This window comes from Clostridium simiarum (assembly GCF_018919175.1).
Taxonomy (GTDB): Bacteria; Bacillota; Clostridia; order Clostridiales; family Clostridiaceae; genus Clostridium_L; species Clostridium_L simiarum.
This window is the reverse complement of the sequence record NZ_JAHLQL010000006.1, coordinates 18,669-44,558: the sequence shown is the minus strand read 5'-3', so window position 1 is coordinate 44,558 and position 25,890 is coordinate 18,669. Positions and strand designations below refer to the sequence as shown.

Below are 25,890 nucleotides of genomic sequence, written 5' to 3'. Positions count from 1 at the left end.
CAACAACGACAAGGGCTATCCAGTTTGGACAGCCCTTTCTATTCTAATCTAAACTGGTATAGAATCCATTCTTTTTATTGTATTTTTTGAAAATAGTTCGCTGATATGTTCTGTATGTAATCTTATCGCCCATACCTTTTTCTCCTGACCAGTTAAAGAAACTATTTCCTGGTTTAGTTCCATCTACCTCTTTTTTCTGTAAAAAGCTATAAACCAGATTAATTGCTCTATCTGATGGTTTAACACTTGTTATTGCGGGTTTTATTCCTTGTATTATACTATCAATTTTTGCTATAACTGGAGGGGAAATATAGGGGCAATTATGAAATATTAAAACAAACCAAAATTCTTTGTTTAACATTTTTGACTTGTCCGTAATTTTTTCCAACTCAGATTGGATAGTAATTTCTATCTTTGTTTTCATTTCATTGAAAAATGTATCATTATACTTTGAATATAATAACAGGTTAGCCCAAACGATTGGATCATTTAGCTGACAAGCCTTTTGTATTATTACTTCCTCAATCTTGATGTCTAATGTAATTCCATATTCAAACAAAAATGCAAACCAATCTATTAAATCAAAAACATTGCCGTTAGTAAAAACAAAGCTATACCTGTTGATCAGATTTTTTAATTTTTTCTTCGCAACAGCATCTTTTTTAAAATTTAACTCATTATTAATGTATACGATTATGGATATGAGTTTTCTTGTCTGTTCATACGAAGGACAAAATGCATATATAAAAAAAGCCATATCAAGTAGCATTAAAGGACGGCCGTGACCACTGGATCCAAAAAGAGTACAACCCTCTTTTTTTCTGCTAACATTATTGAAAATAGTAGAAAGCAAATATGAGACAATAGTTCTTTTATCTGACTCATGCGTTTTAATCACAACTGTGATATCATCTTTTATTCTGTCTATAAATACAAAATCTTTTTTAACTACATGCTTTTCATCATCTGACTGTTTTATATATTCTTGCTTACTGTAAAACCAATTATTTAAAACGTCTGATACATTTCTTGTTTTTGCCAACCACTCCTTAGGCAAGCAAGGGGTTTCACCTTTGAATATTTTTAATTCATTTAATTGAAGCAAGTATTCTTGTCCCACACAAGCAAAGGTATCTATTATTTTGTCAACTATGTCTTGTGATTTTCCAAAAATAAAAATATCATCTACATATCTGTAAGCTGCAAAGTCTCTATTTTGAATAATATTTTCTTTTGCTAAGGACAATTTAACTTTTTTATCTATATGTTGTAAGAGAATCTCAGCTATCATTCGTGAAAATTCTGGTCCAACTATCAAACCATTGGACGACTTACCGTTAATATTCTGCAATATTCTATCAATTGTTATAAATAAAGATGAATGATCGGCCTTTTTAGAGTCTATTACATTTCTTTCAATGATCCATTTAAATGCGTGAGTATAAATACTATCAAAACAAGACTTGTAGTCTATTTTAGCGTAATATGAGTAATGAAAATTGCTCATTCTCCATTTTAGGGATCCAGTAAAAGAATTAATAGATTCAAAAGGAACCGTTTTAAAAAAAGTTCCCATTTGCTGTATTCCCAATTTCCCGGCTCGCTTTGCTTGATGGTGAAAATAATTTACAGCTCGATCTGATTTTCCTTTATAATATAAATCACTGCTTTTTTTATGATATCTCAAAGAAAAACAATGTTCTTTTTCAAAATAGCTTAACACGTCTTTTTGATATGTTTCAATAAATATATATAAATTTACTGCCGACAAGGGCTGCACAATACTCATTCTTCTAAGAGAGTTAGAGCCTTTTAAGATTGAATATTTTAGCGGTTGAGTATCCCAGCCACCTTCAAATATTTTCTTATTATTAACAGCTTTATTCTTTTTTGTTTCTTCAACAATTTTAGTTAAGATTTTCTGGTTTTCTTTTTGATTCAAAAAATCATAGAACTCCTTGAATGAAAAAAGTTCAGATAATTCAACCGGTAATAAATCAGTAAGAATAAAGTCTAATTTATTTCGCTCTAATCCGTTCCATCCCATTGCGATATACCTCCTTGCATGTTATAATAATTGAGCAAACCTAATTAGTTTGCAGTGTTGCGTAAGCAGTACACACATCATCGGCATATTGATTAACGCCTTAGGCTACAATATGTTTATGAACATAGCTACGGCAAATGTTGCGAAAAGGTAGGGGAAACTCTACCTTTTCGTCATTTAATATCCAACTTTTGTTTTTATCAAATAATCTCGCACAAGTGTACCATAGCCTCGTCTATGACCCAATGAGTCAACAAGAGAGATATCAATTTTTTTACAGAGATTAGACAAAGCTATCTCACTATATCCGATGTGTGGCTCAAATAAAAGAGTTTTATTTTGCAACATATTATGGTATAGAGAGTACGCATTTCTACTATCGCCCTTTAGAAAGTAAGGATGCGCAAGTCCCAGACGACTAAAACTATCATATATGACGTCTTTTAGGAAGGTTTCTGTATCGGATTCTACTAATCCTGTGTTCAATAAATAGCGTAGTTCACCATAGTTAGAAATAAACCCCTTGACCTTCCATATATCCGATTTAAATTTTTTAGTTATATAAACTTCTCTACAAGAAAACGCTAAAAGCCTATGTCTAAGCAATTCTAATTTTTTATAATCTGGTGAGTTAACATCGCTAAAAAGTGTGATTAGTGTCTCTATTCTTTTCTTGTACTTATCTTTCTTTGCATCTGTGATTCCGTATTTCACCTCAATACTATTGCTTTTCTTCTCCAAAACAAATTCATAACCCAAAAAATCAACAGTATATTTTTGATTGTTAATGATATTTCTTTTGGCTATGTATTTAAATTTTTGTGCATTCATTTTGGTAGTGCAGTTAGGAGTGCTATGTATCAATTTGTCATGAAACACTTCCGCTATGGCGTTTAAAAGCATTTCTTTACATTTGCTTTCAGGCAAATATTCATTTAATACTATTATCCCATCATCTATATATCTTTCATAGAAAATTAACCCAAATGATGAAAAATCCTTTAGGACTTCCTCATCAAACAAATTCCCTATAATTTCAGCTATTACATTTGAAGTCTGTAATCCAGCGAAAGCATATTTGGTATCGGTAACAAATTTATTTATTAAATCGTTTTTAAAACGATCACTTAAATTTGATTTTATAATTTTGTCATAAACATAGACTGATGATATAGAGTTGAAATAATCTTTGAAATCAAACTTAACAATCGTAAAATCCGACATATGCTTAATAGTACCAATAGCATTAAATAGAGATTTTGATATTTTATTTCGGTTTGGATACTTGATTTTAAACTCTTTGTCGAGAATTTGCTTGATACACTGACAAAGAATGTTCTCTGTTGAAAAATCATCAACAAATCGCTTGGCTAATCTTTTCTTGGTTCCTTGTTTTAAAATAATAGGTGAAGCTTGCGAAAAATTAAAAGAGTTACTTTTGAGGTCAGTTAAAACACGTTCAGCGATGATTTTTATTTCGCCTTCATCTTTTTTATGTTCCATATCATTAATCTTTATTTGAGCATTAATATGATTTAGTGCTCTTGTAATTTCAGAAACTAACTTCATTAGACTTCACCACCATTTTTGTTGTTTTTCTACATAATAACCCCAAATATTATAACATTATTTTTTATATAATACAACAAAACAGCTACCATACATTTACATTTGGTAACTGTTTTTCCGTATTCAGTTTGCTTTCTTTAGTTGTCCCTTGTGAAACAATCGCTTTAAGAATACCTATCTTTTCATTTATAAAAATGTTAATTTTCTATTCTAAATCTATATACATTTTTACACTTTAATAATCCATCTTCTGATAATACTTCTTCATTTTCTAAAATAAGCGGTCTTATATAGTCTCTCATCTTTTCAGTAACATTACTATTTTCCTTATCAATCCAATCTAAAGGAACATATTTTACTTTATTACAAACTTCACTAACCTCTACAAGAGTTGCTAAAGATTTATAATCTTCATTATTATCACTGTTTCTTTCTATAGATACCATAAATCCACTCTTACCTTTTAGTGCACTTATAACTCCATACCTTCCTACCATTTCAGCCTCATCTAGATCTGTTTTAGATGAACAGTGCATTGCACATCTTTGTACTACTCCAGCTTCTTGTAATTTTACATTTTTAGTTACATATTCTTTAATAATATTTTGTAGATATTTTCCTACTCCACCTAGTTGCTTATGACCAAAAGAGTCAACTTCATAGCAATTATCGTCTACATTAATGTATTCACCATTACTTCCTTTAAGACCCTCAGAAGTTACTATTAAAAGTTTATTATTTTTCTTTAGACTTTCTTTCACGTCTTTTATAAATCTTTCTTTTTCAAAGGCTAGTTCAGGTAGATAGATAAGTTGATTTATACCTGGTACTAATTCTTTTAGTATTCCAGTAGATCCTGCAATCCATCCTGTATCTCTTCCCATTACCTCCATTATCATTACAGATTCTTTATCGTAACAATTTATATCAAACCATAATTCTAAAGCTGTATTACAAAGATATTTTGCAGTACTTGCAAAACCAGGGGTATGATCTGTGTTTATAAGGTCATTATCTATTGTCTTAGGTACTCCAACTACCTTTATGTCTAACCCTATTTTTTTAACATAATCATTAATTTTACTTACTGCATCCATAGAATCATTTCCACCTATATAGAAAAAATACCCTATTTCATATTTGTTAAATATCTCTATTAGTCTTTCATAATCACTACTATTAACTTCAATGTTAGGAAGTTTATATCTACAAGAGCCTAAAGCTGATGAAGGCATATTTCTAAGTTCTTTAAAAGTTTCTTCATTATAATAAGATAGATCAATCACTTTATCTTTTATAATACCTTCTATTCCATATAATCCTCCATAAACCTTTCCTGATGGCTGCTTTAATAAAAATTCACTTATTACTCCATAAAGAGACGAATTTATAACAGTTGTTGGGCCTCCCGATTGAGCTACTAAACAGTTCTTTCTCAATTTAATTCCTCCTCTTAGGTTACTTATCCATTAAACGCCAATAGTCACATGAAACTATAACTGATTCCACCATACTTATAGCTTGGGCTAAATTTTTACCAGCTATATCAAAGGCAGTTCCATGATCTACTGATGACCTTAAAAATGGTAATCCTAATGTTAATGATATAGTTCTATCGAAGTCAAAAGTTTTACAAGCTATATGTCCTTGGTCATGATAAAGAGATAATATAGCATCATATATTCCACTCTTTCCCAAATGAAAAACAGAGTCTGCCGGCACAGGTCCTACTACATTTATTCCTGATTCCTTCGCTGCTAATATAGCTGGAATTAAAGCTTCTTTTTCCTCATTTCCAAATAATCCATTATCAGAACCATGAGGGTTAAGGGCTGCTATTGCAATTTTAGGTTTTTCAATTCCTATATCTCTAATCTCTTTATTAATTAGTTTTATATTTTCTAGAACTCTTTCTTTAGTTATATAATCACAAGCATCTCTTAAGGATAAATGTCTACTTAAAAAGAAAACTCTTAGTTTGTGACAATTAAACATAGTTAAGGCGTATTTAGATTCTGTAAGTTCTTTAATTATTTCTGTATGTCCTGCTTCTTTAACTCCTATAAGCTTTATAGCTTCCTTATTTATTGGAGCTGTATCTAATATGTCTATTTCTTTATTCTTAGCTAACAAAGTTCCCTTAGCTATAGCATCATAAGCCATTTGTCCAGCTAAAGCTTGAACTTTTCCATACTCTATGCTTTGGAAATCATATTCTCCAGTTTCTATTAGATCTATAGTTCCTATTTCAAACTTTCCTTCATTAAGCTTTGATATTACATTTAATTTGAAATTACACTTTTTTATATCCATAGCTCTTTTAACAGTTCCACTACATCCTATAAGCACTGGTCTGCATTTTTTATATACTTCTTCTTTCATTAAAGCTTCAACACATATTTCTGGTCCTATTCCTGCAGGATCTCCAATTGTTATTCCAATAATAGGATTGCTTTTCTTCTTCATATTTATATCTCCATTAATATTGATTATTTTATAATAAAATTGTATTCATTTAGAATCCTAATTTTTTATATGGTAATTTATAATTCTTTATGGCTTTCAAAAAATTAGACTGCTAACTTTTAGTTTAACAGTCTAGTTATGTTGTAATTTATTTAAATCGTTAACAATTATCTAATTGCTGTTATAATAGTATAAGTTAGTAATATACAGATTAATAATGTTAAGGTTAACGATATTATAGAAGATTTTTGTCCTTCTCTTTTTATATCTTTAATTAAGTCTGTTATCTTTACATCTTTCCATTTAAAATATTTTATTAATGATAAGACTAATAATCCTACTGTTACAAAGTTAAATAAAATAACTTCTCCAACAATCATTATCATAAGCTTTAAACGGATAGTCTCTATATTTTTTGATAATTTTATATCTTGAATTATATTATTTAATTCAAACCATATGTACAAGTTTGCTACACTAGCTATGAAACCAATTACATTAGTTGGTACTTCTGTAAAAAGTCTATGGACATCACCTTTATAGTTACCAATTCGCAAACCTATATATATCAAGAAAATTACTGTAATAAACACAGACATATTTTTTGCATACACTATTAATCTAAAATCCTTAAATTCTTTTAACCTATTAGACCTTATCCTAATTTCATTATTCTTTTTCATAACTTATTAATCAATTTGTAATATATCTTTAACAGCAGTAGTAATATTACCTACTCTAACGCCATAAATTACTTGTATAGAATTTTTACCACGTACAACTCCTAGTGCTTCAAGATTGTTTTTCCAATCTTGATCTGCAATTATTAGAGAATCATCTTTTACTGTTACACGTAATCTAGTTGCACAACAAGTTACTGTTTCAATATTATCTGCTCCCCCAAGAGCTTCAATAATAAGTACTTCTAGAGCTTCTTTTGAACCTCTACTTTCAGTTTTTTCTTCACCTTTTTTAATATTGTTGTATTCTTTTTTACTCATTAATTTTACTTCCGAATCAGTATCTCTACCTGGTGTCTTTAAGTTGAATTTTACAATAGCAAACTTAAATATAAAGTAATATACTGCGAATATTAATGGTAATAACCATATTAATGACATAGCATGTACTTTTTGTGGTTGGAATATGTTTGGAATCATGAAGAATAATGCAGTACCATTAATTGATATCTTTGTTATTTCTGCTAATACGTAACATAATCCACATAAAGGAGCATACACTAGGAAGTAAAGTAATGGAGCTATAAATAAGAATGTATATTCAATAGGTTCTGAAATACCAACTAATGCAAGAGTAAATACTGCTGGCACAAGAACAGCTGCAACTTTCTTTCTTTTTTCTGGAACAGCTGAATGATACATAGCTAATGCTGCTGCTGGTAATCCAGCTAATTGGAATAATAAACGTCCATTTGTAAAGTTACGAGTGATATACCCCGTTGCTGTTGCACTTGCTGCTTGTCCGTTTATTATATTTCTAACCCCTTCGTATAACACACCATCCACTACCATTGTTCCCCCAACTTTAGAGTATTCAATTGGGAATGCTATTAAGTGATGTATTCCAAATGGAAGTAACATCTTGTCTAATGTTCCAAATACAAAGGTTCCAAATAATCCACTTGATGATATAAAGCCTGTTATTCCTTGTAGGGCACTTGCAATGTAAGGCCATATATAATAGAAAATAATAGCTAATGGAATTGATGCTAATGCAGCCATAATAATTACAAATTTTGTTCCAGCAAAGAAAGCAAACATAGCTGGAAGTTGTTTGTCTACAAATTTATTATGTAAGAAAGCTGCTACAATACCTGTTATAATACCAGAGAATATACCCATATTATAAGTAAAGATTCCTAAAGATTGTGACCATAATGAGTTAAAGTTTAAAGCAGCTTGCTCACTATAACCATTTGCCATTAAGGCTTTTACTGATGTTGTTTCTACATTCCATCCATTTAAAGATGCAAAACGTTGGATACTTGATATAAAACAAAAGAATAATATTAGTCCAGCAAAGGCTGCCCAACCTTTTTCTTTTTTGGCAAGTGTAAAAGCTATACCTACTGCAAACCATAATTGAAGGTTATTCATAAACATAAAGCCAAGATTAGTTATCATACTAAATAGTTTATATAATATTGTTCCTTCTGATAAAATATAATTTGTAAAGGCACTACCTATACCAACAAAGAAACCAACAAGTACTAAAAGAATTATTGGTACCATCATTGCTCCTGCAAAAGTTTGTAATTTTGCTTGAATATTTTTCATATTATTTAACTCCTCTCTTAATATCTATTTTTTACAACTTCATTCTATCATAGGATTTTTTTATATTCTATAAAGCACCCTATAGGTATAATTCACTAATATTATGGCAACTTTTTGACATCGTTATCATGTATTATTTGCAAGCTAATCTATATAAGGCTTCACAGTATATTTCTGTAGCTTTCATTAATGAATCAATACTCATATTTTCATTAGGCATATGTGGATTTGGTTCCTCTCCATCAAAGGTTGCTCCAAAAGCAACACCATTTTTTAAAACCCTAGCATAAGATGCTCCTCCTTTAGTAATAGTGTCTGCTTCTTCATTCATAACTTTTTTATATGCTTCTTTTAAAGCCATTATAAGTTCACTATCACTAGGGACATATAATAGCTTTTTCTCTCTTTCAATTTCTACATCAAACTTATATTCCTTAGCTAATTCATAAATCCTATTTTTTATTTTTGAAGGCTCTATGTTTTTAGGATAACGATAATCTAAAGACATTTCTCCCTTTCCATTTTTCCACTTTATAGTCATTGGACATATTGAACTCTTTCCCATTTCCTTATCTTCCCTATATAAGCCCATCTTTTCTCCATAAAAATCATCTAATAAACAGTCTTTTATAAAGTTCATCATATTTACGATTCCCTTTTCTTTGAAATCAAAATCATAAAAGTCCCCTACAAATAAAAACATAGCATTTTTACCACGCTGAGGATTCCTTGATAAAGAAACCTTTCCTTTATATATTAAAGTAACTTCATTATCTCCTAATGAAATTTCAGTTGCATTTTTCGAATAAGAAAGTATATTATCTACATTTTTTCTTTTAAATACTACTTTAAGATCATCACAAACATAGTTTACTTTATTTCTACTTTCTATATTACATATTTCTTCTTCCATATATTCCCCCTTAAAAGAAACCTTCATACCCAATATACCTTTTTCTCCATTTACTATTGGAAAGTTTCCATCGGGAGAAAATCCTAAAGTTGGTTGGCTATGAGTTTTGAAATAGTGTTCCATACATTCCCAGGTAGTTTCTTCTGCGCCCCCTACTATTATCCTAACCTTTCTTTTCCATTCAACATTCATATCATTTAAAATCTTAGCTGCATATAATGCAGAAATTAGAGGTCCTTTATCATCATTAACACCCCTACCGAAGATTTTGTTGTTTTTTATTATCATAGAAAAAGGTTCTGTTTCCCATTCTTCTATATTTTGAACATCTACAACATCAAGATGAGCCAGAACTCCTACATACTCTTCTCCCTTGCCTATTTCTGCATGGGCAGCATATCCTTCATCATTTTCACAAGCAAATCCAAGTTTATTTGCGATTTCTAGAAAACGATCAAAAGCTCTTTTAATATTTTCACCAAAAGGTGAACCTACCCCTTTAGTGTATAAATCTCTAATTGAAGGAACTTCAACCAAATAGGCAATATTATTTAACATTTCTTGTTTATATTCTTGTATTTTTTTTGTGTACTTACTCATATAAAACTCTCCTTTTTATAATAAAGTTGAAAATTATCTACCTTGACAAAATTTATACTAAACTCTATAGTTTGATTTATGGAGGTGATTATTTTGTCGAATAATAGAATCCTTAATATAGTTAATCTATTGCTACAATCAGACAATTACATTACTATTGATACTATTTCAAAAGAACTCAATGTATCAAATAAAACTATACGTAACGATCTAAAGTTAGCAGAAGAATGGTTAAAAGAAAATGATTTAAAGCTAATTAAGAAAACAGGAGTTGGCGTTACTATTGAAGGTGAACGTACCTCAAAACTCCGTACTCTTAACCTAGTTCAATCAAAAAACAAAAAGCTTATTGACTTCTCCCCAGAAGCACGAAAATTATATTTAGCAATGCGTTTAATAACAAGTACAGAAAATTGCAGGGTATATGAACTAGCAAATGAACTCTATGTAAGTAGAGCTACAATTCACAAAGATCTTCTATCCTTATCTCCTATTTTAGATAAACATAAAATTAAATTAAATAGGAAAAATAATAACGGCATTAGTATTACTGGTAAAGAAAGAAACCTTCGTAATTTATTAATTGAATTAATGCTAAATGATAATGGCTATGAAACATTTGTAAATATTGTAAAAAACGATACTTATCAATGTGATGGCTCCTTTGTTTTTTCTGGTATAGACTACATAGACGATGAATATAAAGAATTCATTAACTTAATACTACGTTCTGGAAACAAGTACATAAGCTCTCTTTTATTTCAACCGCTAATTATGGTTTTACTTCACCTTTTTGTAGCTTTTATTCGTGCACAAGATCATCATAGTGTAAATTTATCAGAAGAATTTATAAGCGAGCTTAAATATGAGCCTTTCTATAACGAAACAATGGAACTAACTAATTTATTATCTAATAAGTATAATATTACATTTAGCGAAATGGACATTCGTTATTTACAGGTTTACTTTATTTCTCTACAAAACAATCGTACTTTAAACCCAGAAGATGAGAAAGAAGCAAAAGCTCTTACAAAAGAAATAATAAGTTCTCTTAAAGATGAATTTCATCTTCCTTTTGATGAAGATGAAACATTTAAAACTTCTCTTTACACTCACTTTTACTCAGCTATAACAAGATTTCGTCATGGTATAAAAATTGAAAATCCTTTAATGACTGAAATTAAAACATTATACAAAAATACTTTTAATATAATGAAAAAAACATCTGATATAATTGAACAACGTTATAATTGTAAGGTTAGTGATGATGAAATTGGATACTTAGCATTACATTTAGCCAATTCTTTAGAAAGTATGAAAAAACCACTAAAAACAATTGTTGTATGTCATGGTGGAATTGGTGCTAGTAATCTTTTGGTAAGAAAGTTAACCGTTCAAATACCAGAAATTCAAATTATTTCTCAAGAGACCTTCTTATCCATACATGAAGCTAATTTAAACGAAATTGAATTAATTATATCTACAATAGAATTTAATTTAAATAAAAACATACCTATTTTAATAATAAATAATCTATTATTTGACTACGATATTACTCGAATAAAAGATATTATTAAATCATACTACAACAAGAAAAATGATCCCTTAAACAATATAGAAGGTGCTGTTGAAAAATAAATTAAATTAATATGTAAGTTATGATCCATAACCAATACATATCTAATTAGAATATGGAATGAACCAAAATTATTGGTGAAAGAATAGCTACTATCCCTTAGAATTGTTGATCTTTCTAAATTTAGCAAGTTAACCAAAACCCTTGGGCTAGTAGGTATTCTGATCCTAGTAATTCTTTTTTAAGTCATAAGCTTATTTAAAATATTTATTATAGCATGTTAAAATATTATTTTCTCTTTTTATACAGCCCCTTCTAAGCTTTATAACATGCACTAATATCTTTTCCCCCCTTAACTTCTCTACCAAATTCACAGGAAAAATATTCATAAGCTTCTTTATTAGTAAAAATAATCATTGTTGTTAAATCGTATCCTTTATCTTCTAAATAAGGACGATCTATAGATACTATTTCATCTCCTGCTTTCACCTTATCTCCTACACTTAAATTACATTTAAAACCTTTCCCTTCTTCTGCCACTGTATTAATTCCAATATGAACTAAGATTTCCATACCATCCTCTAAAGTTAATGCATAAGCATGATTGCTAGGGAAAAGCATTGAAATTACTCCATCCGAAGGACTATAAAATACACTTCCTTTTGATTTAATGGCAAAGCCATCCCCCATCATCTTTTCAGAAAAAACAGGATCATTAACCTTTTCTAATTCAATTAAAACCCCATCTGTACAAGCGATTAAGGCCTTACCTTCCTTTTTCTTCTTTAAAAAATCAAACATTAGCTTACATCTCCTTATTAGTTTTATTCATATATTTTATATAACCTATTATTATTTATTTATCATACTGTAAAGGTTTTATTATTACAACAATCCTATATTTTAGTATTCCTCCTTTTATTTGTGGTAAAAATTAAACTATTATTTAATGTTTATAAATTACCCTATTAATATGGCTATCTATCAGTTAACCTAGCTATTGATTATATTTTTTCCTTATCTTAAAATTAAGATGTAAAAAATAAGAACTTCAAGGAGGTACATATAATGAAACATATTAAAATTGCAGCTGGTTTAGCTCATGTAAATTATGGAAGAATAGCTGATGTAGTTAAAGAAGTTAGTGATGCAGGCGTTGATTATATTCATTCAGATGCAGCAGATATGCATGATCTTCAAAATATGAAATTAATGGGTGGACATCAAATTATTGCAGGTATTCGTCCTGAAACTGAATGCCCAATAGAATGTCACATATATACAGTAAGCATGGACAAAATGTTCATTGAACAAATATACGATGCAGGTGCAAACATGCTTATTATACCTGCTGAACACTTTATAGGAGCACAACTTGCTTATATAATTAACTGGTGCCGTGAAAGAAATATAAAGGTTGGTTTAACTCTTGGATGTTATACACCATTATGTTTTGTAGAAGAATCAATTTATGATATTGATCGTCTTCATATAGTTACTCACGGAGTAGATGAAACAGATGGAAAAGATAACTGGGGATGGAGAAAGAGTGCCATCGATTTAGTTAAAAGAGCGAGAAAAATGATAGACGAAAAGAATCCAAATTGTGAATTAGCTATAGATGGTGGTCTTAGAGCTGACAACATGGAGAAATTAATAGAATGTAATCCTGATGTTATAGTCCTATCTTCTGCTTTATTCAAAGATCCAGATGGAATTGTTAATGGTTATAAAAAATGTAGAGAAGCTATAGATAAAGCAGCAGAAAAATTTGGATTAGAATAAAAAAACTCTCTCTTGAGAGTTTTTTTAATAGGGAGGACAAATGAAAAATAAATCACTAATAAAAGATTATTTATGGATCACTCTTTCAGCTTTTTTAACTGCAATGGCTGTAAACTTAATCTTTAAATCAACAGGTTTAGCACCAGGTGGAATAACAGGACTATCAATTATATTCTCTACAATTACTGGAATTCCTATAGAGTATATGACCTTAGGTATTTCTGTTCCACTTTTAATACTTGCAGTAATTTTTCTTGGAAAGAGTTTTGGTATTAAAACATTATACATAACTTTAGTAACTCCTATTTGTATGCATATAGTTCCAACTTTACATATTACAAAAGGACTAGGTAATATTAATAGCATTTTAGAATTAATAGTGGCTGCTATTATCGGTGGATTACTTGTAGGTATTGCAATTGGAATAGCCTTAAGACATGACTGTGCAACTGGTGGAACAGATTTAATAGCCCTACTTATACAACATTTTATTAAAATTTTTAAAGTTCCTATAATACTATTAGTCCTAGATGGCTTTGTAGTAATAGCTTCAGGCATTATTTCAAAAAATATAATGATTGCTATCTTTAGTTTTATATCTTTAATGGTGATTATTCAAACCATTAAGTATTTAACAACCTCAAAAGAAAATTAAATTTATAAAATATATATCTAAATCTTGAAACGTCTTTATATATAAAACTACTTCTATATAATAAAAAATTTTCTAAAAAGAGTTGAATATATAACTTTATACCTACAGCCTAGACACCGATAAAAAAGTGTTTAGTCTGTAGGTACTTTTTGTATAGTAAAATAAGTAGGAGAAGTAACTTAAAAATATATAAAAGTAATTTCACTATTCAATGGTTTTTACCATCAATTTATGCGCTTTTAACAGATGATTTTCTTAGGCAAAGAAAGAGCAGGACAATTGCAGAGGCCAAAATAATATGTGTGACCCCTGCAATACCGGAAATTGCAGCGTTCATACCTGAGGATAAAGTGGTTCCCATAACCTGCAAAATGCCGCGTACAAAAAACATCCCCACCATCATAGGCAAGCCAATGTTGTAAACAGTAAAAAATGTTTTGAACCTCTTTTGCTCCAGCAAATCGGTTTGGATACTGAACAATGCCAAAACTAAGAAGATAACTGTGCCAAGCACCAATAGATGCAGATGGGTAAAGGCCAAGGTAGTGCGCCCCTCAAAGGCCATAAATTTAGTGAGCTCCCGGTAGAACACTCCACAAAACATCGCTGCAATGGCATAAATAAAGGCAGTGTTTATAAGCTTTTTCATAATTATTTCAATCCTTTCATTTCATTATAGCCAATCAGAACCGTCCAGACATAGGCGCAGGTTTTAGGGATCATCAATACACCTATAACAGGAATAGCATCCGCAAACAGTACCACAGGGATGTAGAAGGCGAAGCTTAAAACGATTGTCAGCCACATATACCTAAAGGACTTATCGGAGGCTTTTTTTGCACTTTTATAAAACAGCATGATCACAATGATGCCCATAGCGGCAAAGGGAATATTTCTATAGATTCCCCAAGATAAAGGCGGAGTGGGACTTGTCCAAGCGTTTTGCGGCATGAAGCAGAGTGCGATTCGAAGAATCGCCAATGCGTATACGAATATGGTTAGCCCCTGTTTACCCTCTACCTTGTAACGCAAACGCCACACATAATACAACAGGATGTAAAAGACAGTCATTGTGATTGAGGTAATGAATTTGCCAATCCCCAGCATAGCAGTATAGTTTTCCAGACCCGTGGTACAAAGCGCAAGTGCTCTGGGCACCAAATGGAAGGAATCGCCTAATCCAAGGGTAATAGCCATGCTACCAAACAGACGATATTGGGGATTTCCATTACTCTTTTTCATCATCATGATTCCAATGGTGATCACGGTGGTTAGATATAAGACATCGAATATAGTTTCCATAATTGCTTGCATAAAATATCTCCTTTTCGTAATTGAACTATGTTCAATTTTGTTTTTATGAAAACCCGCCGTTTTGGCGGGTAATCACTACTTAATAAATAGAGCGTTTGATGATTTCTGTCAACATCGTACAGGAACTTTCCTTCTTCATGAGCAAAGCTAGCAGACTAGAAAAGACAAAGTCCACAAAGGCAATCTGTGTAAACGCCTCAGAAAAAGCTACTGGCTTTACCTTGTGGTCATTCTGCAATGCGTCAAGCATCCCAGCTTTTATGTGACCGAAATACTCCATCATCACCTGGCGGGCTTTTCCTTTATCAGAACTTGCAAAGCTCACGGAATGAGCGGTAAAGAAATTAGGATATTCTGCCACTCCAACCTGGACACTTTCAAAAATCCATGTCACATATTCCGGAAAAGTAACTGACTGCTTACAAATTTTCTCCATATTAAAAATGCTCTGCCATACATCTTGTATAGTGGCGGCAATCAAATCCGCCTTGGAGGGGAAATAATTGTAGACCGATCCCACCGAAACATTGCACTTTTCTGCTACCTTGCGCATGTTCAAGGATTGTAAACCATGTTCTGCCGCAAGCTCCCTGCACACTGCGAGAATTGCTTCCTTGGATGTAACAATCTTATTTATCATCCTCACCTCCTATACTGAACATTGTTCATTATATCTCATTACCTTGTCTGTGTCAAGAAAATAAGTTCATGATAGCCTCATGAAAAAAGTGCTAGGTAAGCAGCTCTGATATGTGCCAGCATAGGTATAACTATATGGAAATATCTAAGTAGTAACACTATTTCTATTTAATAGCAACAGCCTCAAAGGTAATTATCTCTTCACAATTTGTTGGATACTTCCCAAATTTATAATCTGAAGAAATCACAATATTTTTAAAGCCTATGCTTTCAAGTATTAGTCTAAATTCCTCTACTCCATACCACCTTAATGGGAAATACTCTAATTCAGTTTGTAGAAGTACCCCTTCACGCCACTTTTCATATCGGCCATGGGAAATAGTATATTGATTTATATAGTCAACCTCTACAATTTTATTTTCTAATGTAATTATATCTCCATTAGAACATTCCAAAGTTTTTGTGGAAACTTTACCTACTAAAATGTCAGTTTGCAAAAATATATCAACAATTAATCTACCACCATTAGATAAATGCTTATAAAAGTTTTGTAATGCCTTTATTGAATCTTCTCTTTTATGTAGTAGAAGAAACGTTCCCGTTGGCACTATAATAGCATCATACTTTGTATCTTGTGAAAAGGACTCCATCTTTGCCTGAAAAAGTTTAGGATTCAAGCCTCTTTTTTTACAATTATTCTCACATATCTTTAGCATATCTTTTGAACTATCAAATCCATCAACATTTAGTCCTTTCTCTAAAAAAGGAATTAATATGCGACCAGTTCCTGTTGCAGGTTCAAGAATAGGACCCTTGCAGGACTCTAGTCTATTCATGTAAAATTCCACATCTCCAAAAGAATGACCTATAGGCTTATCCATATCATATACTTCTGAAGACAATCTACCATAATAACTTAACATCTTTTATCACCTTTCTTCCTTGATTTATTCTAAATACTTATTTAAAGCTATATCATATATTAAGCTTTTCCATTAATTACAAACTACTTTCTATATATTTAAAACTATTATTTTGCATTCATTAAATAACCCTGTTCTTTTTCTAAAAATTTCTTTTAAACACTTTCTTAAAAAAATTCTTCTTAAAAATCCTTTTTAAATTTTCTTAAATTAATTTTCTTTATAAGCAAGAAACATAACCATGAAAGCAGATATTATAAATATAAAGGGATTACTTACCTTTATTTTACTTTTTTAACTGGAACATAAATCTCCATGACAGTGTCCTGTCTGTGATGACAGCGTTCATCGTAGAATTCAAAATCAAGTTTATTTTCATCATAAACATACCCACTATCTTTAAACCAATCTTCAAAAATATATTTCCATGTGCTTCTAATAATCTTTGCAAATTCCTTTTGTTCTTTGTCATTTGTACTATCAACAGGAGTGGTTGTAAAAACGGCATACTCAGCTTCTGGAACTTCTACTGTTAGCATATTTTCCTCTATCTTTGAAAAATCTTCAACAATTACCCCTAAAAGATATATTGCATTTCCATCTTCAGATAATGGAACACACAATCCCACTTCACCATGTTTGGGTGGATTTAAAATTTCGTACATTTTTGTTTCTAAGTTTTCACCATTATAATTGCTCCAGAAGGATGCCATATCCTTTGTATATGTGGTCCCAGTAATATTGGTTTTAATTCCATAACCCGCAACCTTAAATGCAGGTCTTTTTACAATAACAGGGTTCATAATATAACCTCCAATTTTAAGTATTGTTTTTGTATCAGCATATCCAGCCATTCGTGCCATATACTGTGTGGGACTATAACCAAAGGCTTTACGAAAGGCCTTTGCAAAACCACTAGGTGTTTCAAATCTATATTCCAAAGCAATATCAATAATTTTTCTACCTTTGAATAATTCTGTGGCCGCTAAAGACAACCTACGACTTCGAATATATTCCATAACAGACACACCCTTGCATAGGCTAAAAACTCTACAAAAATGATAGAGAGAGTATCCAGATTGATTAGCAACTTCTTCAATTGTAATATTTTCTTTTATATTGTCTTCAATGAATTTAATACACTTCTCAATATCTTTCCTATAATTCAATGTCCACCTCCACCTACCTTTTCTCCATACACTAATTTTATTATAACAGCAACTTTCAAAATAAACTGTGCCTGTATTGCTAAATATTGATAAGTATAGAAAAAATCATGTTTAAAAATAAAGCCTACCCATTTGGTACTTTCAAAACCAAAAATTCTCACGGCATAATATGTAGACCAAATATTAATTAAAATATTAAAAAACATAGAAGTATTTAAAATCAAAATAAAAAGCCGTAGATTTTACTCTACGACTTCTATCATAATATCTTAGTAGACTTCATTTTGTTTACCTAGTTTCTTTAAAATTTTTACTTAATCCAATTAGGAATACTGATACAAATAAATAGGGAGGCACCTGCGGCATAAATACCATTTACAATAACGGCAATACTTGCCAATATATCACGCTGTTTTTTCTTAGCATAGAGCACCAGTGAAAAAATAAATGCAGCAATAATAAATATGGAATAAATCGCTATTGTGATTTCTGCTACAGGGGATTCTAGCGCCCAACTATTTTGTCTTATGAAAACAATTGTCCAGGGAATAAAAATAAGTATAAAGCTAATAACAGATAAGGGTGTAATTTTTTTGTTCATTGTAAATACCTCCAATATTTTATTTTCTTTCGGCTTTTCCAAATATTGCACAGGCAATTCCAAGGGCTATGAAAGTAAATGCCATTGCCACAGGTAACCAAGGAATTAAATCAATTGGAAATGTACCTAAATTTATAGCCAAGCTGTGCATTTGGGATGTAATAGTCATCATGGGATAACACATGGGATATGCAAACCAAAACTCTGTATTGATGGCAAGCACAATAGGTACCACAGATGCCAAACCAATGCCCACAGATGCCACAGGATTTTTAAGAAGCACGCTGATTAACCAATATATTGACGCCATTGGAATGGAGATCACAAATAACAAACCACATATTTTTAGCACATAAAGTGGATCAATCATAAATTCATAGTTGAATTTTTTAGAAGAAAGCATTACAGAGGGGAAGTATGCCACAAACATGATTAGAATTTCTGCTGCCATTAGAGAAAGTAAGATGCAGAATTTTGCAAGACATAACTTTACACCACTGATTGGTAATGAAAGCATTTTTAAGATGCCATTATTGCTTCGTTCGGTTTGAGAAATCAAGACAGTCATAATAACAAGGCTTGATGGCAACATAAACCCCGCGTACCCTAAAAAAGACTGAATGAAAAAGCTGTTTTCAGGGGAAATACCCTCCCTTTGCATACTGAAATTTATATCTGCGTTAATAACAGCCATAATCCAAATAAGAAGAACGGGTACTAATAAAATTAAGAATATTTTTGAACGTCGTAGCTTTTTAAATTCCACACTGAAAAGTGACAAAAAACTCATTGAGCATTCCTCCTAATTTTGGATAATATAATTCCAAAGGTGAGAAACATAATTGTTTCCGCAACAGCAATAATGCAAAGTGTTGTATCCAGGGCAATGCTTTCTCCCAAGGATGATTGATAAGGCATTAAGAAAGGGAAGTATCTGAGTATATCCACATTGTTCAAGATTTGCGATGCAAAAATTCCGATAACACCAATACCGACTGTTGTCCACATATTTTGGAAGAAGGAAGATACAGTAAGCATTATGGATAGTACAGGTAAAGATAACAGATAAGAATAGATTTCAAACTTTACCAAATCTATTATAATGTCCTCCATTACCCCAAACCACTTCCAAGTACAAAATAAGAAGGCCATTCCCTCAATGATAAAAACAACTACCAATACAACAGATAGCAAAATAAATTTACTAAGGAACAAGCTACTTGGTCTTATGGGCAAAGAATCCATACGCTGAATTGCGTTGTCAGCAAATTCAATGTGATATATGATACAAGCACCTAAAACCATCAAAAAGCTGTTTAGCATAACCATCATTGCCCAATTGGAATTTACTAATATCTCAAGGGGTGGATGTGGTAAACTTACAAAAGAGGTCCCTCTTGCAAACAAATTTATAATGGGAAATGCCGCAGATAAAATACCTCCTAAAAATAGTGCAGGAAACAAAGCAGTTCGTTTTAATTTCTTACATTCCAATACAAAATTCATCTACGAACACCTCTCTTCCTATTGTCATTTTCTACTATAGCAAGGAATGTATCCTCCAAATTATCAGTTGGATAGCCCTTTGCGGCTGAATTTTGTTTTAACTCCTCCAAAGTTCCCTGGAACAATAACTCTCCGTGATTTAGGATGCCTATATCATCTGCCATCAGCTCAATTTCCGACAATAAGTGAGATGATACCAATACCGTACAGTCAAATTGTTGTGGTAAAGAACGGATAAGAGAACGAATCTCATGGATACCCACAGGATCAAGTCCGTTTGTAGGTTCATCTAAAATCAAAATAGGAGGTCTGCCCATCAATGCACTGGCAAGTCCCAATCTCTGTTTCATACCAAGAGAATATTTTTTTGCCAGTCGCTTTCTGTGTTGGGTAAGCCCTACCAATTCAAGGGCTTCAGAAACGGAGGATTTTGGTAGTTTTAAAATCTTGCGTATAATATCTAAATTTTCTTCTCCGCTTAGGTTTCCGTAAAAAGCAGGTGCTTCAATAAAGGAGCCTACCTCACTAAGAATCTTAACACGATCAGCAGGATGTGATTTACCATCAATGGTAAAAGTTCCGCTTGTGGGTTGTGTAAGTCCCAGGAACATTTTCATTGTGGTGGATTTTCCTGCCCCATTTGGACCTAGAAATCCATAAACAGTCCCCTTACGAATATGCATATCTACATTTGACACCGCCGTAAAAGTCCCATATGATTTAGTTAATTGTTTTGTTTCAATAATATTCATTTGATTTGCTCCTTTCTGTTTACGAGTATAGTTTACGATACCAACCTTGTGATAACATTCTCTCTACCTTACATCTACCTTACATTTTTCCTAGGGTGAAAAAAACACATAAATCTATGGTATAATATCGAAAATAAAGAAGGTGAATTTATGGAATATGATTTTTTAAAACAAAAACGCATTATGTTGGTGGATGACGAACAGGCGTTATTAGACATGCTAGTGTACATTCTTAATAAAGAGGGCTATCAAAACATATATACTGCAAAAACTGTAAATGAAGCTATGACCCTAGCCACAAGTATCAATCCAGAAATAGCTGTACTTGATGTTATGCTTCCTGATGGTAGTGGCTTTTCCCTTATGGAACACTTGAAACAAATTGGAGATTTTCCTATAGTGTTTTTAACTGCGCGAGGTGAAGAGGAAGATAAATTCAAGGGGCTTGGACTTGGTGCAGATGATTACATAGTTAAGCCCTTCTTGCCAAAGGAATTGACCTTGAGGATTGGAGCAATACTTAGAAGAAGCTATAAAAATGAAAATCCCCTTGTAAATTTGCAAGCAAGTGTTATTGATTTTGAAAGAGCAGAAGTAACTAAAAAGGGAACAGTAATTCCTTTAACTGCAAAGGAACATGATTTACTTCTAACTTTATATAAAAATGCAGGGCGCATCGTAACAATTGACGCTTTGTGCCAAGCAGCCTGGGGAGATAATCCATTTGGTTATGAAAACTCATTGATGGCTCATATTCGTCGCATTCGTGAAAAGATTGAGGATAGCCCATCAAAACCTGTATCATTGGTGACCATAAAGGGACTTGGATATAAATTGATAGTGGAGGGAAAGTAATATGAAAAGTGTACCGAAACTTATCAAACGCTTTGTGGGTATCTTACTTTTAAGCAGTTTTTTAATCTTGTTTTTTAATTTTATTGCAGTGGCTGTGATAGGTTATAATCAGACAAGCATCGGTTCTCCTTGGACAATAGCAGAAGAAACCTCAAAGGGTCTAAGTCAAAGGGACAATGGTTACACTTTATCCGAAGAGGTTAATCTTAATTTAAAAGACATTGGTATCTGGGCAATTTTAATTGATAATGATACGGGAAAAGTTATTTGGCATACTGACAATCTACCAGAAGAAATACCATTGGAGTACAGCATATCGGATATTGCAACACTTACTCGTGGTTATGTAAAAGCTTATCCCACATTTACCAGCGATTACAACGATAATTTAATAGTGCTGGGCTTCCCTAAAACAAGCTATTGGAAGCATATGTATAACAGTTGGGATTATAATCTCATTGCAAATTTTCCTAAAATTGCTTTGGGGGTAATCCTTGGTAATATCCTTGTGATTTTCTTGATTTATATGGTTGCAAACACAAAGCTGCTTAAATCAGTGAACCCAATTTTAAAAGCTATCGAAGAGTTACCAAATGAAAAGGATGTCCATATAAAAGAAAAAGGTGTACTGTCAGAAATTGCAACATACATCAACAGTACATCGGATATTCTTCAAACAAAGAATTCCCAGTTAAAGAAAAAAGAAACTGCACGAGCTAATTGGATTGCAGGAGTATCACACGATATCCGCACACCTCTATCAATGGTAATGGGATATGCCGGTCAGTTGGAAGAGGCTGAACATCTATGTGAAGATGAAAGGCAAAAAGCATCCCTTATCCGTAAGCAAAGTCAGCGTATGAAAAACTTAATCAACGACCTGAATCTTGCTTCTAAACTGGAATATAATATGCAACCTGTAAATTTTGAAAAAGTTAATGCAATTGCCCTTATTCGTCAAGTAGTAGTTGATTTTATCAATTCCGATATTCAAGACAAATATCCTATTGAGTGGAATACAGAGGAAAATTTAATATGCTGTAACATTAATTGTGATGCTTCCCTTATAAAAAGAGCTGTAACCAACTTAATACAGAATTCACAAAACCATAACCTCAAAGGTTGTGAGATATTTGTTGAAGTCAAGCAAGTAAATAATCAATGTATTATAAGCATTGATGATAACGGAATAGGCATTGATGATGAGAAACTTAAAAAAATCAAGAATACCCCCCATTATATGGTTTGTGATAACAATGTAACCCATCAACAGCACGGATTAGGGTTATTAATTGTAAAACAAATTGTATCTTCTCATAATGGTAGTGTAGAATTTAATCATAGTTCTTTTGGAGGTTTTTCTACTGTTATTACATTGCCATTATCAGAATGATTATGTATAAAGAATGCCGCCTGTCTATTTGTGACAAGAGCGGCATTCAAAATCCCTTCTTCAATTGTTTTATAGTAGCCTTTCCCTCTTGTGGCATTACTAAATTAATCAAAATACTTTTGTATTAAAAAAGGTTTAACCAATTTAAAAATTTCGTAATAATATTTTAATATTAAGATAAAAATAAATATACAAAATATGTTTTTATAAAATTTTATCTTTCAAATATTTTGCCATAAACTGCTTAATCCTTGGAGTTTAGAATTTATTTTTTTGCATAAGAAACTGCACACTAATTATTTAGTGCGCAACTCTATTATTCTATTCTCTTTTATAAAAATCTTGAACTATTTCTATGAATGCCTCCATTTGTGGAGTCACCCATTTATTCTTATGATAAAGGAGCTGACTACACATCTGAATTGTTGGGATATCAGTTTCAATCCGTGATAAGGTGCCCTGCTTTATTGCTTTTTTTACAGAAAACAGTGGCAGAAAGGAAACTCCTACGCCTTCTTCCAGCATATGGATTATGGTTTCAGTGTTGCCGATTTCAAGCACTGGTCTGATCTCCATCTCCTGTGCAGCAAGCATCCTTTCCAGTTCATAGCGGTAGCTTCCACCCTTTTCAGTCAATATGAAAGGCTCTTTTATAATATGCTTCAGGTCAATCTTTTCCCCATCTATAAAGGAATGGCGGCTAGAGGTTACAAAAACAATGTCCTCTTTCTGCTGCAGAGCTCGTACCCATTCTGAACCGTATACCTTTTGATCCAATGTAAAGAGCAGGTCAATGTCATTGCATTTGATCATATCTATCAGCTCTTCTGTGGTAGCGGTTTTTATAACCGTCTCCACCTGTGGACAAAGATGATGAAATTGTAGTAATAGTTCCGGAAGTATAGCCGTACATAGGGATTCCACTCCTCCGATGCGAAGAGCCCCTGTTGGAACATCAGCATTAGATGCAAAGGTCATGGCTGCGTTGGTGACCCTCATGATTTCATTTGCATGAAGAATAAAGGCCTCTCCTTTATGTGTCAGGTTAACTTGTTTGCCGATTCTTTCAAAAAGTTGTGTCCCAAGCTCCTTCTCCAATTGCTGTATCTGAATTGTGACGGTGGACTGAGAGTAACCCAGTTGTTCTGCCGCCTTTGAAAAATTTCTTGTTGCTGCTACCCTTAAAAAGGTTGCAATATTTCTAAACTCCATGTGCACCACCTATTAATATTTTTAATATATATTATGAAATCTATTAATTTTACAAATATATGCTTACATGCTACTATAGGTAATGAGGAATGTCAAGGTTTTAGTTTGACATATCCAATATATTAGATATGTAAGGTGAAGATAGAATGAATAAACAGGAAATGACATTAAATAATCAAGTACAACGTGCAGTTGAAGATTTTGTTCAGAGATTTTGTGCTGACAATCGGGAATTAGCTACTAACAGAATCATTGAAAAAGCCGATGAAAGCCAAATTTCAAAGCTGAAGAAAATTGAAATACCCGCTAAGGGATGCCCCATAGATACGGTGGTAACGGAAATGATGGAAGAAGTTTATAAATATAGAGCCCTTTCAAATCATCCTAGATTTTTTGGCTTCGTTCCAGGACCTGCCTCCATGCTATCCTGGTTAGGTGATATTATGACAGCTGCTTACAACATTCATGCTGCAACCTGGTCCACAAGCTCTGCAGCAAGCTGTATAGAACAGAATTTGATCCACTGGCTCTGTACAAAGGCCGGCTATACAAAGAAATCCGGAGGGCTCTTTGTGTCTGGTGGCTCCATGGCTAATATGACGGCACTTACTGCCGCTCGTGATAAGATATTGAAAGAGGAAAAACAACACTTAGGGGTTGCCTACGTTTCAGAGCAGACTCACAGTTCTGTAGCAAAGGGTTTACGCATTATCGGAATTCCAAATACTAGAATTAGGAAAATACCTACCGATCCTTGGTTTCGAATGGATATAAATCAATTAAAAGCAGCTATTGAAGCGGATATAGCAGATGGACTTATTCCATTTGTTGTGGTTGCAAGTGCTGGAACTACCAATACCGGAAGTATTGACCCACTTCAAGAAATTGCCTCTATATGCCATAGCTATGACATATGGATGCATGTGGACGGTGCATACGGAGCTTCTGTTTTGTTAACAAAGAAATACAAACATCTACTCAAAGGAATCGAAGCTGCAGACAGCATCAGTTGGGATGCCCACAAGTGGCTGTTTCAAACCTATAGCTGCGGTATGGTTCTAGTAAAAGACAGATCAAATCTGTTCAACAGCTTCAATGCCCATCCAGAATACCTAAAGGATCTGGAAGCAAAGGAAGGTCAAGTAAACTATGGGGATATGGGAATGGAACTTACACGACCAGCCCGTGGCCTAAAATTATGGTTTACTCTACAGGTAATGGGATCAGATGCCATTGGTTACGCAATAGAACATGGGTTTCAGCTTGCAGAGTGGGCAGAGGATGAATTAAAAAAGAAAAAAGATTGGGAAATCCTTTCTCATGCACAGCTTGCCATAGTGAATTTCCGTTTTGCTCCCTCCGATTTAACGGAAAAGCAAATAGATGAACTTAATCAGAACATCTCTAAAGCAATCATTGATGATGGCTATGCAGGTGTCTTTACTACGGAATTAAACGGTAAAAAGGTTTTGAGGATTTGTGCACTTAATCCAGATGCTACGGAGAGTGATATGCGAAACACAGTCAATTTGCTAAACGAATATGCCAAAGAGCTTTATCAATCAATGACAGCAATGAAAATTAGCAGTTAAGACTTTTAATAACTTCTGTTTTATAA

General features: G+C 32.4%; 24 protein-coding genes. 6 read left to right on the top strand and 18 right to left on the bottom strand.

What is annotated here, in order from left to right:
* Positions 1-43: 43 nt before the first annotated feature.
* The 7 genes from KQI89_RS14675 to KQI89_RS14645 all read right to left on the bottom strand — a co-directional run bounded on the left by KQI89_RS14675 (position 44) and on the right by KQI89_RS14645 (position 9,892).
* On the bottom strand, positions 44-2,047 hold the full coding sequence (locus KQI89_RS14675; protein WP_216457689.1) for a reverse transcriptase domain-containing protein: 2,004 nt from the start codon (positions 2,045-2,047) through the stop codon (positions 44-46).
* Positions 2,048-2,224: 177 nt separating this feature from the next.
* Positions 2,225-3,616 carry an RNA-dependent RNA polymerase family protein gene (locus tag KQI89_RS14670; RefSeq protein WP_216457688.1) on the bottom strand — a complete coding sequence of 464 codons (1,392 nt, stop codon included), beginning with the start codon at positions 3,614-3,616 and terminating at the stop codon, positions 2,225-2,227.
* 197 nt (positions 3,617-3,813) lie between these two features.
* A complete protein-coding gene (locus tag KQI89_RS14665) occupies positions 3,814-5,055 on the bottom strand; it encodes a 6-phosphofructokinase (RefSeq protein WP_216457687.1) in 1,242 nt (413 codons plus the stop codon).
* A 19-nt stretch (positions 5,056-5,074) separates the two neighbouring features.
* Complete coding sequence (gene pdxA / locus KQI89_RS14660) at positions 5,075-6,082, bottom strand: 4-hydroxythreonine-4-phosphate dehydrogenase PdxA (protein ID WP_216457686.1); 1,008 nt, start codon at positions 6,080-6,082, stop codon at positions 5,075-5,077.
* Between the two features lie 167 nt (positions 6,083-6,249).
* Positions 6,250-6,765: a hypothetical protein gene (locus tag KQI89_RS14655; RefSeq protein ID WP_216457685.1), complete on the bottom strand. Its 516-nt coding sequence runs from the start codon at positions 6,763-6,765 to the stop codon at positions 6,250-6,252.
* 6 nt (positions 6,766-6,771) lie between these two features.
* Entirely contained in the window at positions 6,772-8,379 is a 1,608-nt protein-coding gene (locus KQI89_RS14650; RefSeq protein ID WP_216457684.1) for a PTS transporter subunit EIIC, read from the bottom strand.
* 133 nt (positions 8,380-8,512) lie between these two features.
* Positions 8,513-9,892: a Sapep family Mn(2+)-dependent dipeptidase gene (locus KQI89_RS14645; RefSeq protein ID WP_216457683.1), complete on the bottom strand. Its 1,380-nt coding sequence runs from the start codon at positions 9,890-9,892 to the stop codon at positions 8,513-8,515.
* 93 nt (positions 9,893-9,985) lie between these two features.
* Here KQI89_RS14645 and KQI89_RS14640 point away from each other — a divergent pair, with 93 nt between their 5' ends.
* Positions 9,986-11,530, top strand: a complete 1,545-nt coding sequence (locus KQI89_RS14640) for a BglG family transcription antiterminator (protein ID WP_216457682.1) — start codon at positions 9,986-9,988, stop codon at positions 11,528-11,530.
* Between the two features lie 253 nt (positions 11,531-11,783).
* Here KQI89_RS14640 and KQI89_RS14635 read toward each other — a convergent pair whose 3' ends face one another.
* Positions 11,784-12,269 carry a PTS sugar transporter subunit IIA gene (locus KQI89_RS14635; RefSeq protein ID WP_216457681.1) on the bottom strand — a complete coding sequence of 162 codons (486 nt, stop codon included), beginning with the start codon at positions 12,267-12,269 and terminating at the stop codon, positions 11,784-11,786.
* 267 nt (positions 12,270-12,536) lie between these two features.
* On the opposite strand from KQI89_RS14635, the gene KQI89_RS14630 reads away from it, so the two are divergent.
* Both KQI89_RS14630 and KQI89_RS14625 read left to right on the top strand, forming a co-directional pair.
* Positions 12,537-13,253 (top strand): ribulose-phosphate 3-epimerase, encoded by a 717-nt coding sequence (locus tag KQI89_RS14630; protein WP_032120964.1) that lies wholly within the window; start codon positions 12,537-12,539, stop codon positions 13,251-13,253.
* Positions 13,254-13,293: 40 nt separating this feature from the next.
* On the top strand, positions 13,294-13,908 hold the full coding sequence (locus KQI89_RS14625; protein ID WP_216457680.1) for a YitT family protein: 615 nt from the start codon (positions 13,294-13,296) through the stop codon (positions 13,906-13,908).
* Positions 13,909-14,137: 229 nt separating this feature from the next.
* Here the strand turns inward: KQI89_RS14625 and KQI89_RS14620 are convergent, their stop codons facing one another.
* From KQI89_RS14620 to KQI89_RS14580, 9 genes are all read right to left on the bottom strand, one after another.
* On the bottom strand, positions 14,138-14,557 hold the full coding sequence (locus KQI89_RS14620) for a DUF2871 domain-containing protein (RefSeq protein ID WP_216457679.1): 420 nt from the start codon (positions 14,555-14,557) through the stop codon (positions 14,138-14,140).
* A gap of 2 nt (positions 14,558-14,559) precedes the next feature.
* Positions 14,560-15,222, bottom strand: coding sequence for a hypothetical protein (locus KQI89_RS14615; RefSeq protein WP_216457678.1), 663 nt, complete (start codon positions 15,220-15,222; stop codon positions 14,560-14,562).
* Between the two features lie 79 nt (positions 15,223-15,301).
* Positions 15,302-15,862, bottom strand: coding sequence for a TetR/AcrR family transcriptional regulator (locus tag KQI89_RS14610; protein ID WP_216457677.1), 561 nt, complete (start codon positions 15,860-15,862; stop codon positions 15,302-15,304).
* 163 nt (positions 15,863-16,025) lie between these two features.
* On the bottom strand, positions 16,026-16,784 hold the full coding sequence (locus KQI89_RS14605) for a class I SAM-dependent methyltransferase (protein WP_216457676.1): 759 nt from the start codon (positions 16,782-16,784) through the stop codon (positions 16,026-16,028).
* A gap of 281 nt (positions 16,785-17,065) precedes the next feature.
* Positions 17,066-17,953, bottom strand: coding sequence for an AraC family transcriptional regulator (locus KQI89_RS14600; RefSeq protein WP_216457675.1), 888 nt, complete (start codon positions 17,951-17,953; stop codon positions 17,066-17,068).
* 310 nt (positions 17,954-18,263) lie between these two features.
* A complete protein-coding gene (locus KQI89_RS14595; protein WP_216457674.1) occupies positions 18,264-18,554 on the bottom strand; it encodes a hypothetical protein in 291 nt (96 codons plus the stop codon).
* A 19-nt stretch (positions 18,555-18,573) separates the two neighbouring features.
* Positions 18,574-19,344, bottom strand: a complete 771-nt coding sequence (locus KQI89_RS14590) for an ABC transporter permease (RefSeq protein WP_216457673.1) — start codon at positions 19,342-19,344, stop codon at positions 18,574-18,576.
* Positions 19,341-20,060: an ABC transporter permease gene (locus tag KQI89_RS14585; protein WP_216457672.1), complete on the bottom strand. Its 720-nt coding sequence runs from the start codon at positions 20,058-20,060 to the stop codon at positions 19,341-19,343. Before KQI89_RS14585 ends, KQI89_RS14590 begins: the two co-directional genes overlap by 4 nt.
* Entirely contained in the window at positions 20,057-20,812 is a 756-nt protein-coding gene (locus KQI89_RS14580; protein ID WP_216457671.1) for an ABC transporter ATP-binding protein, read from the bottom strand. Before KQI89_RS14580 ends, KQI89_RS14585 begins: the two co-directional genes overlap by 4 nt.
* Positions 20,813-20,962: 150 nt before the next feature.
* Between KQI89_RS14580 and KQI89_RS14575 the strand changes: the two genes are divergently transcribed.
* On the top strand, positions 20,963-21,667 hold the full coding sequence (locus tag KQI89_RS14575; protein ID WP_216457670.1) for a response regulator transcription factor: 705 nt from the start codon (positions 20,963-20,965) through the stop codon (positions 21,665-21,667).
* Between the two features lies 1 nt (position 21,668).
* A complete protein-coding gene (locus KQI89_RS14570; RefSeq protein ID WP_216457669.1) occupies positions 21,669-23,060 on the top strand; it encodes a sensor histidine kinase in 1,392 nt (463 codons plus the stop codon).
* A gap of 321 nt (positions 23,061-23,381) precedes the next feature.
* Here the strand turns inward: KQI89_RS14570 and KQI89_RS14565 are convergent, their stop codons facing one another.
* Positions 23,382-24,272 carry a LysR family transcriptional regulator gene (locus tag KQI89_RS14565; RefSeq protein ID WP_216457668.1) on the bottom strand — a complete coding sequence of 297 codons (891 nt, stop codon included), beginning with the start codon at positions 24,270-24,272 and terminating at the stop codon, positions 23,382-23,384.
* Between the two features lie 146 nt (positions 24,273-24,418).
* On the opposite strand from KQI89_RS14565, the gene KQI89_RS14560 reads away from it, so the two are divergent.
* On the top strand, positions 24,419-25,864 hold the full coding sequence (locus KQI89_RS14560; RefSeq protein ID WP_216457667.1) for a pyridoxal phosphate-dependent decarboxylase family protein: 1,446 nt from the start codon (positions 24,419-24,421) through the stop codon (positions 25,862-25,864).
* The last annotated feature ends 26 nt before the right edge of the window (positions 25,865-25,890 follow it).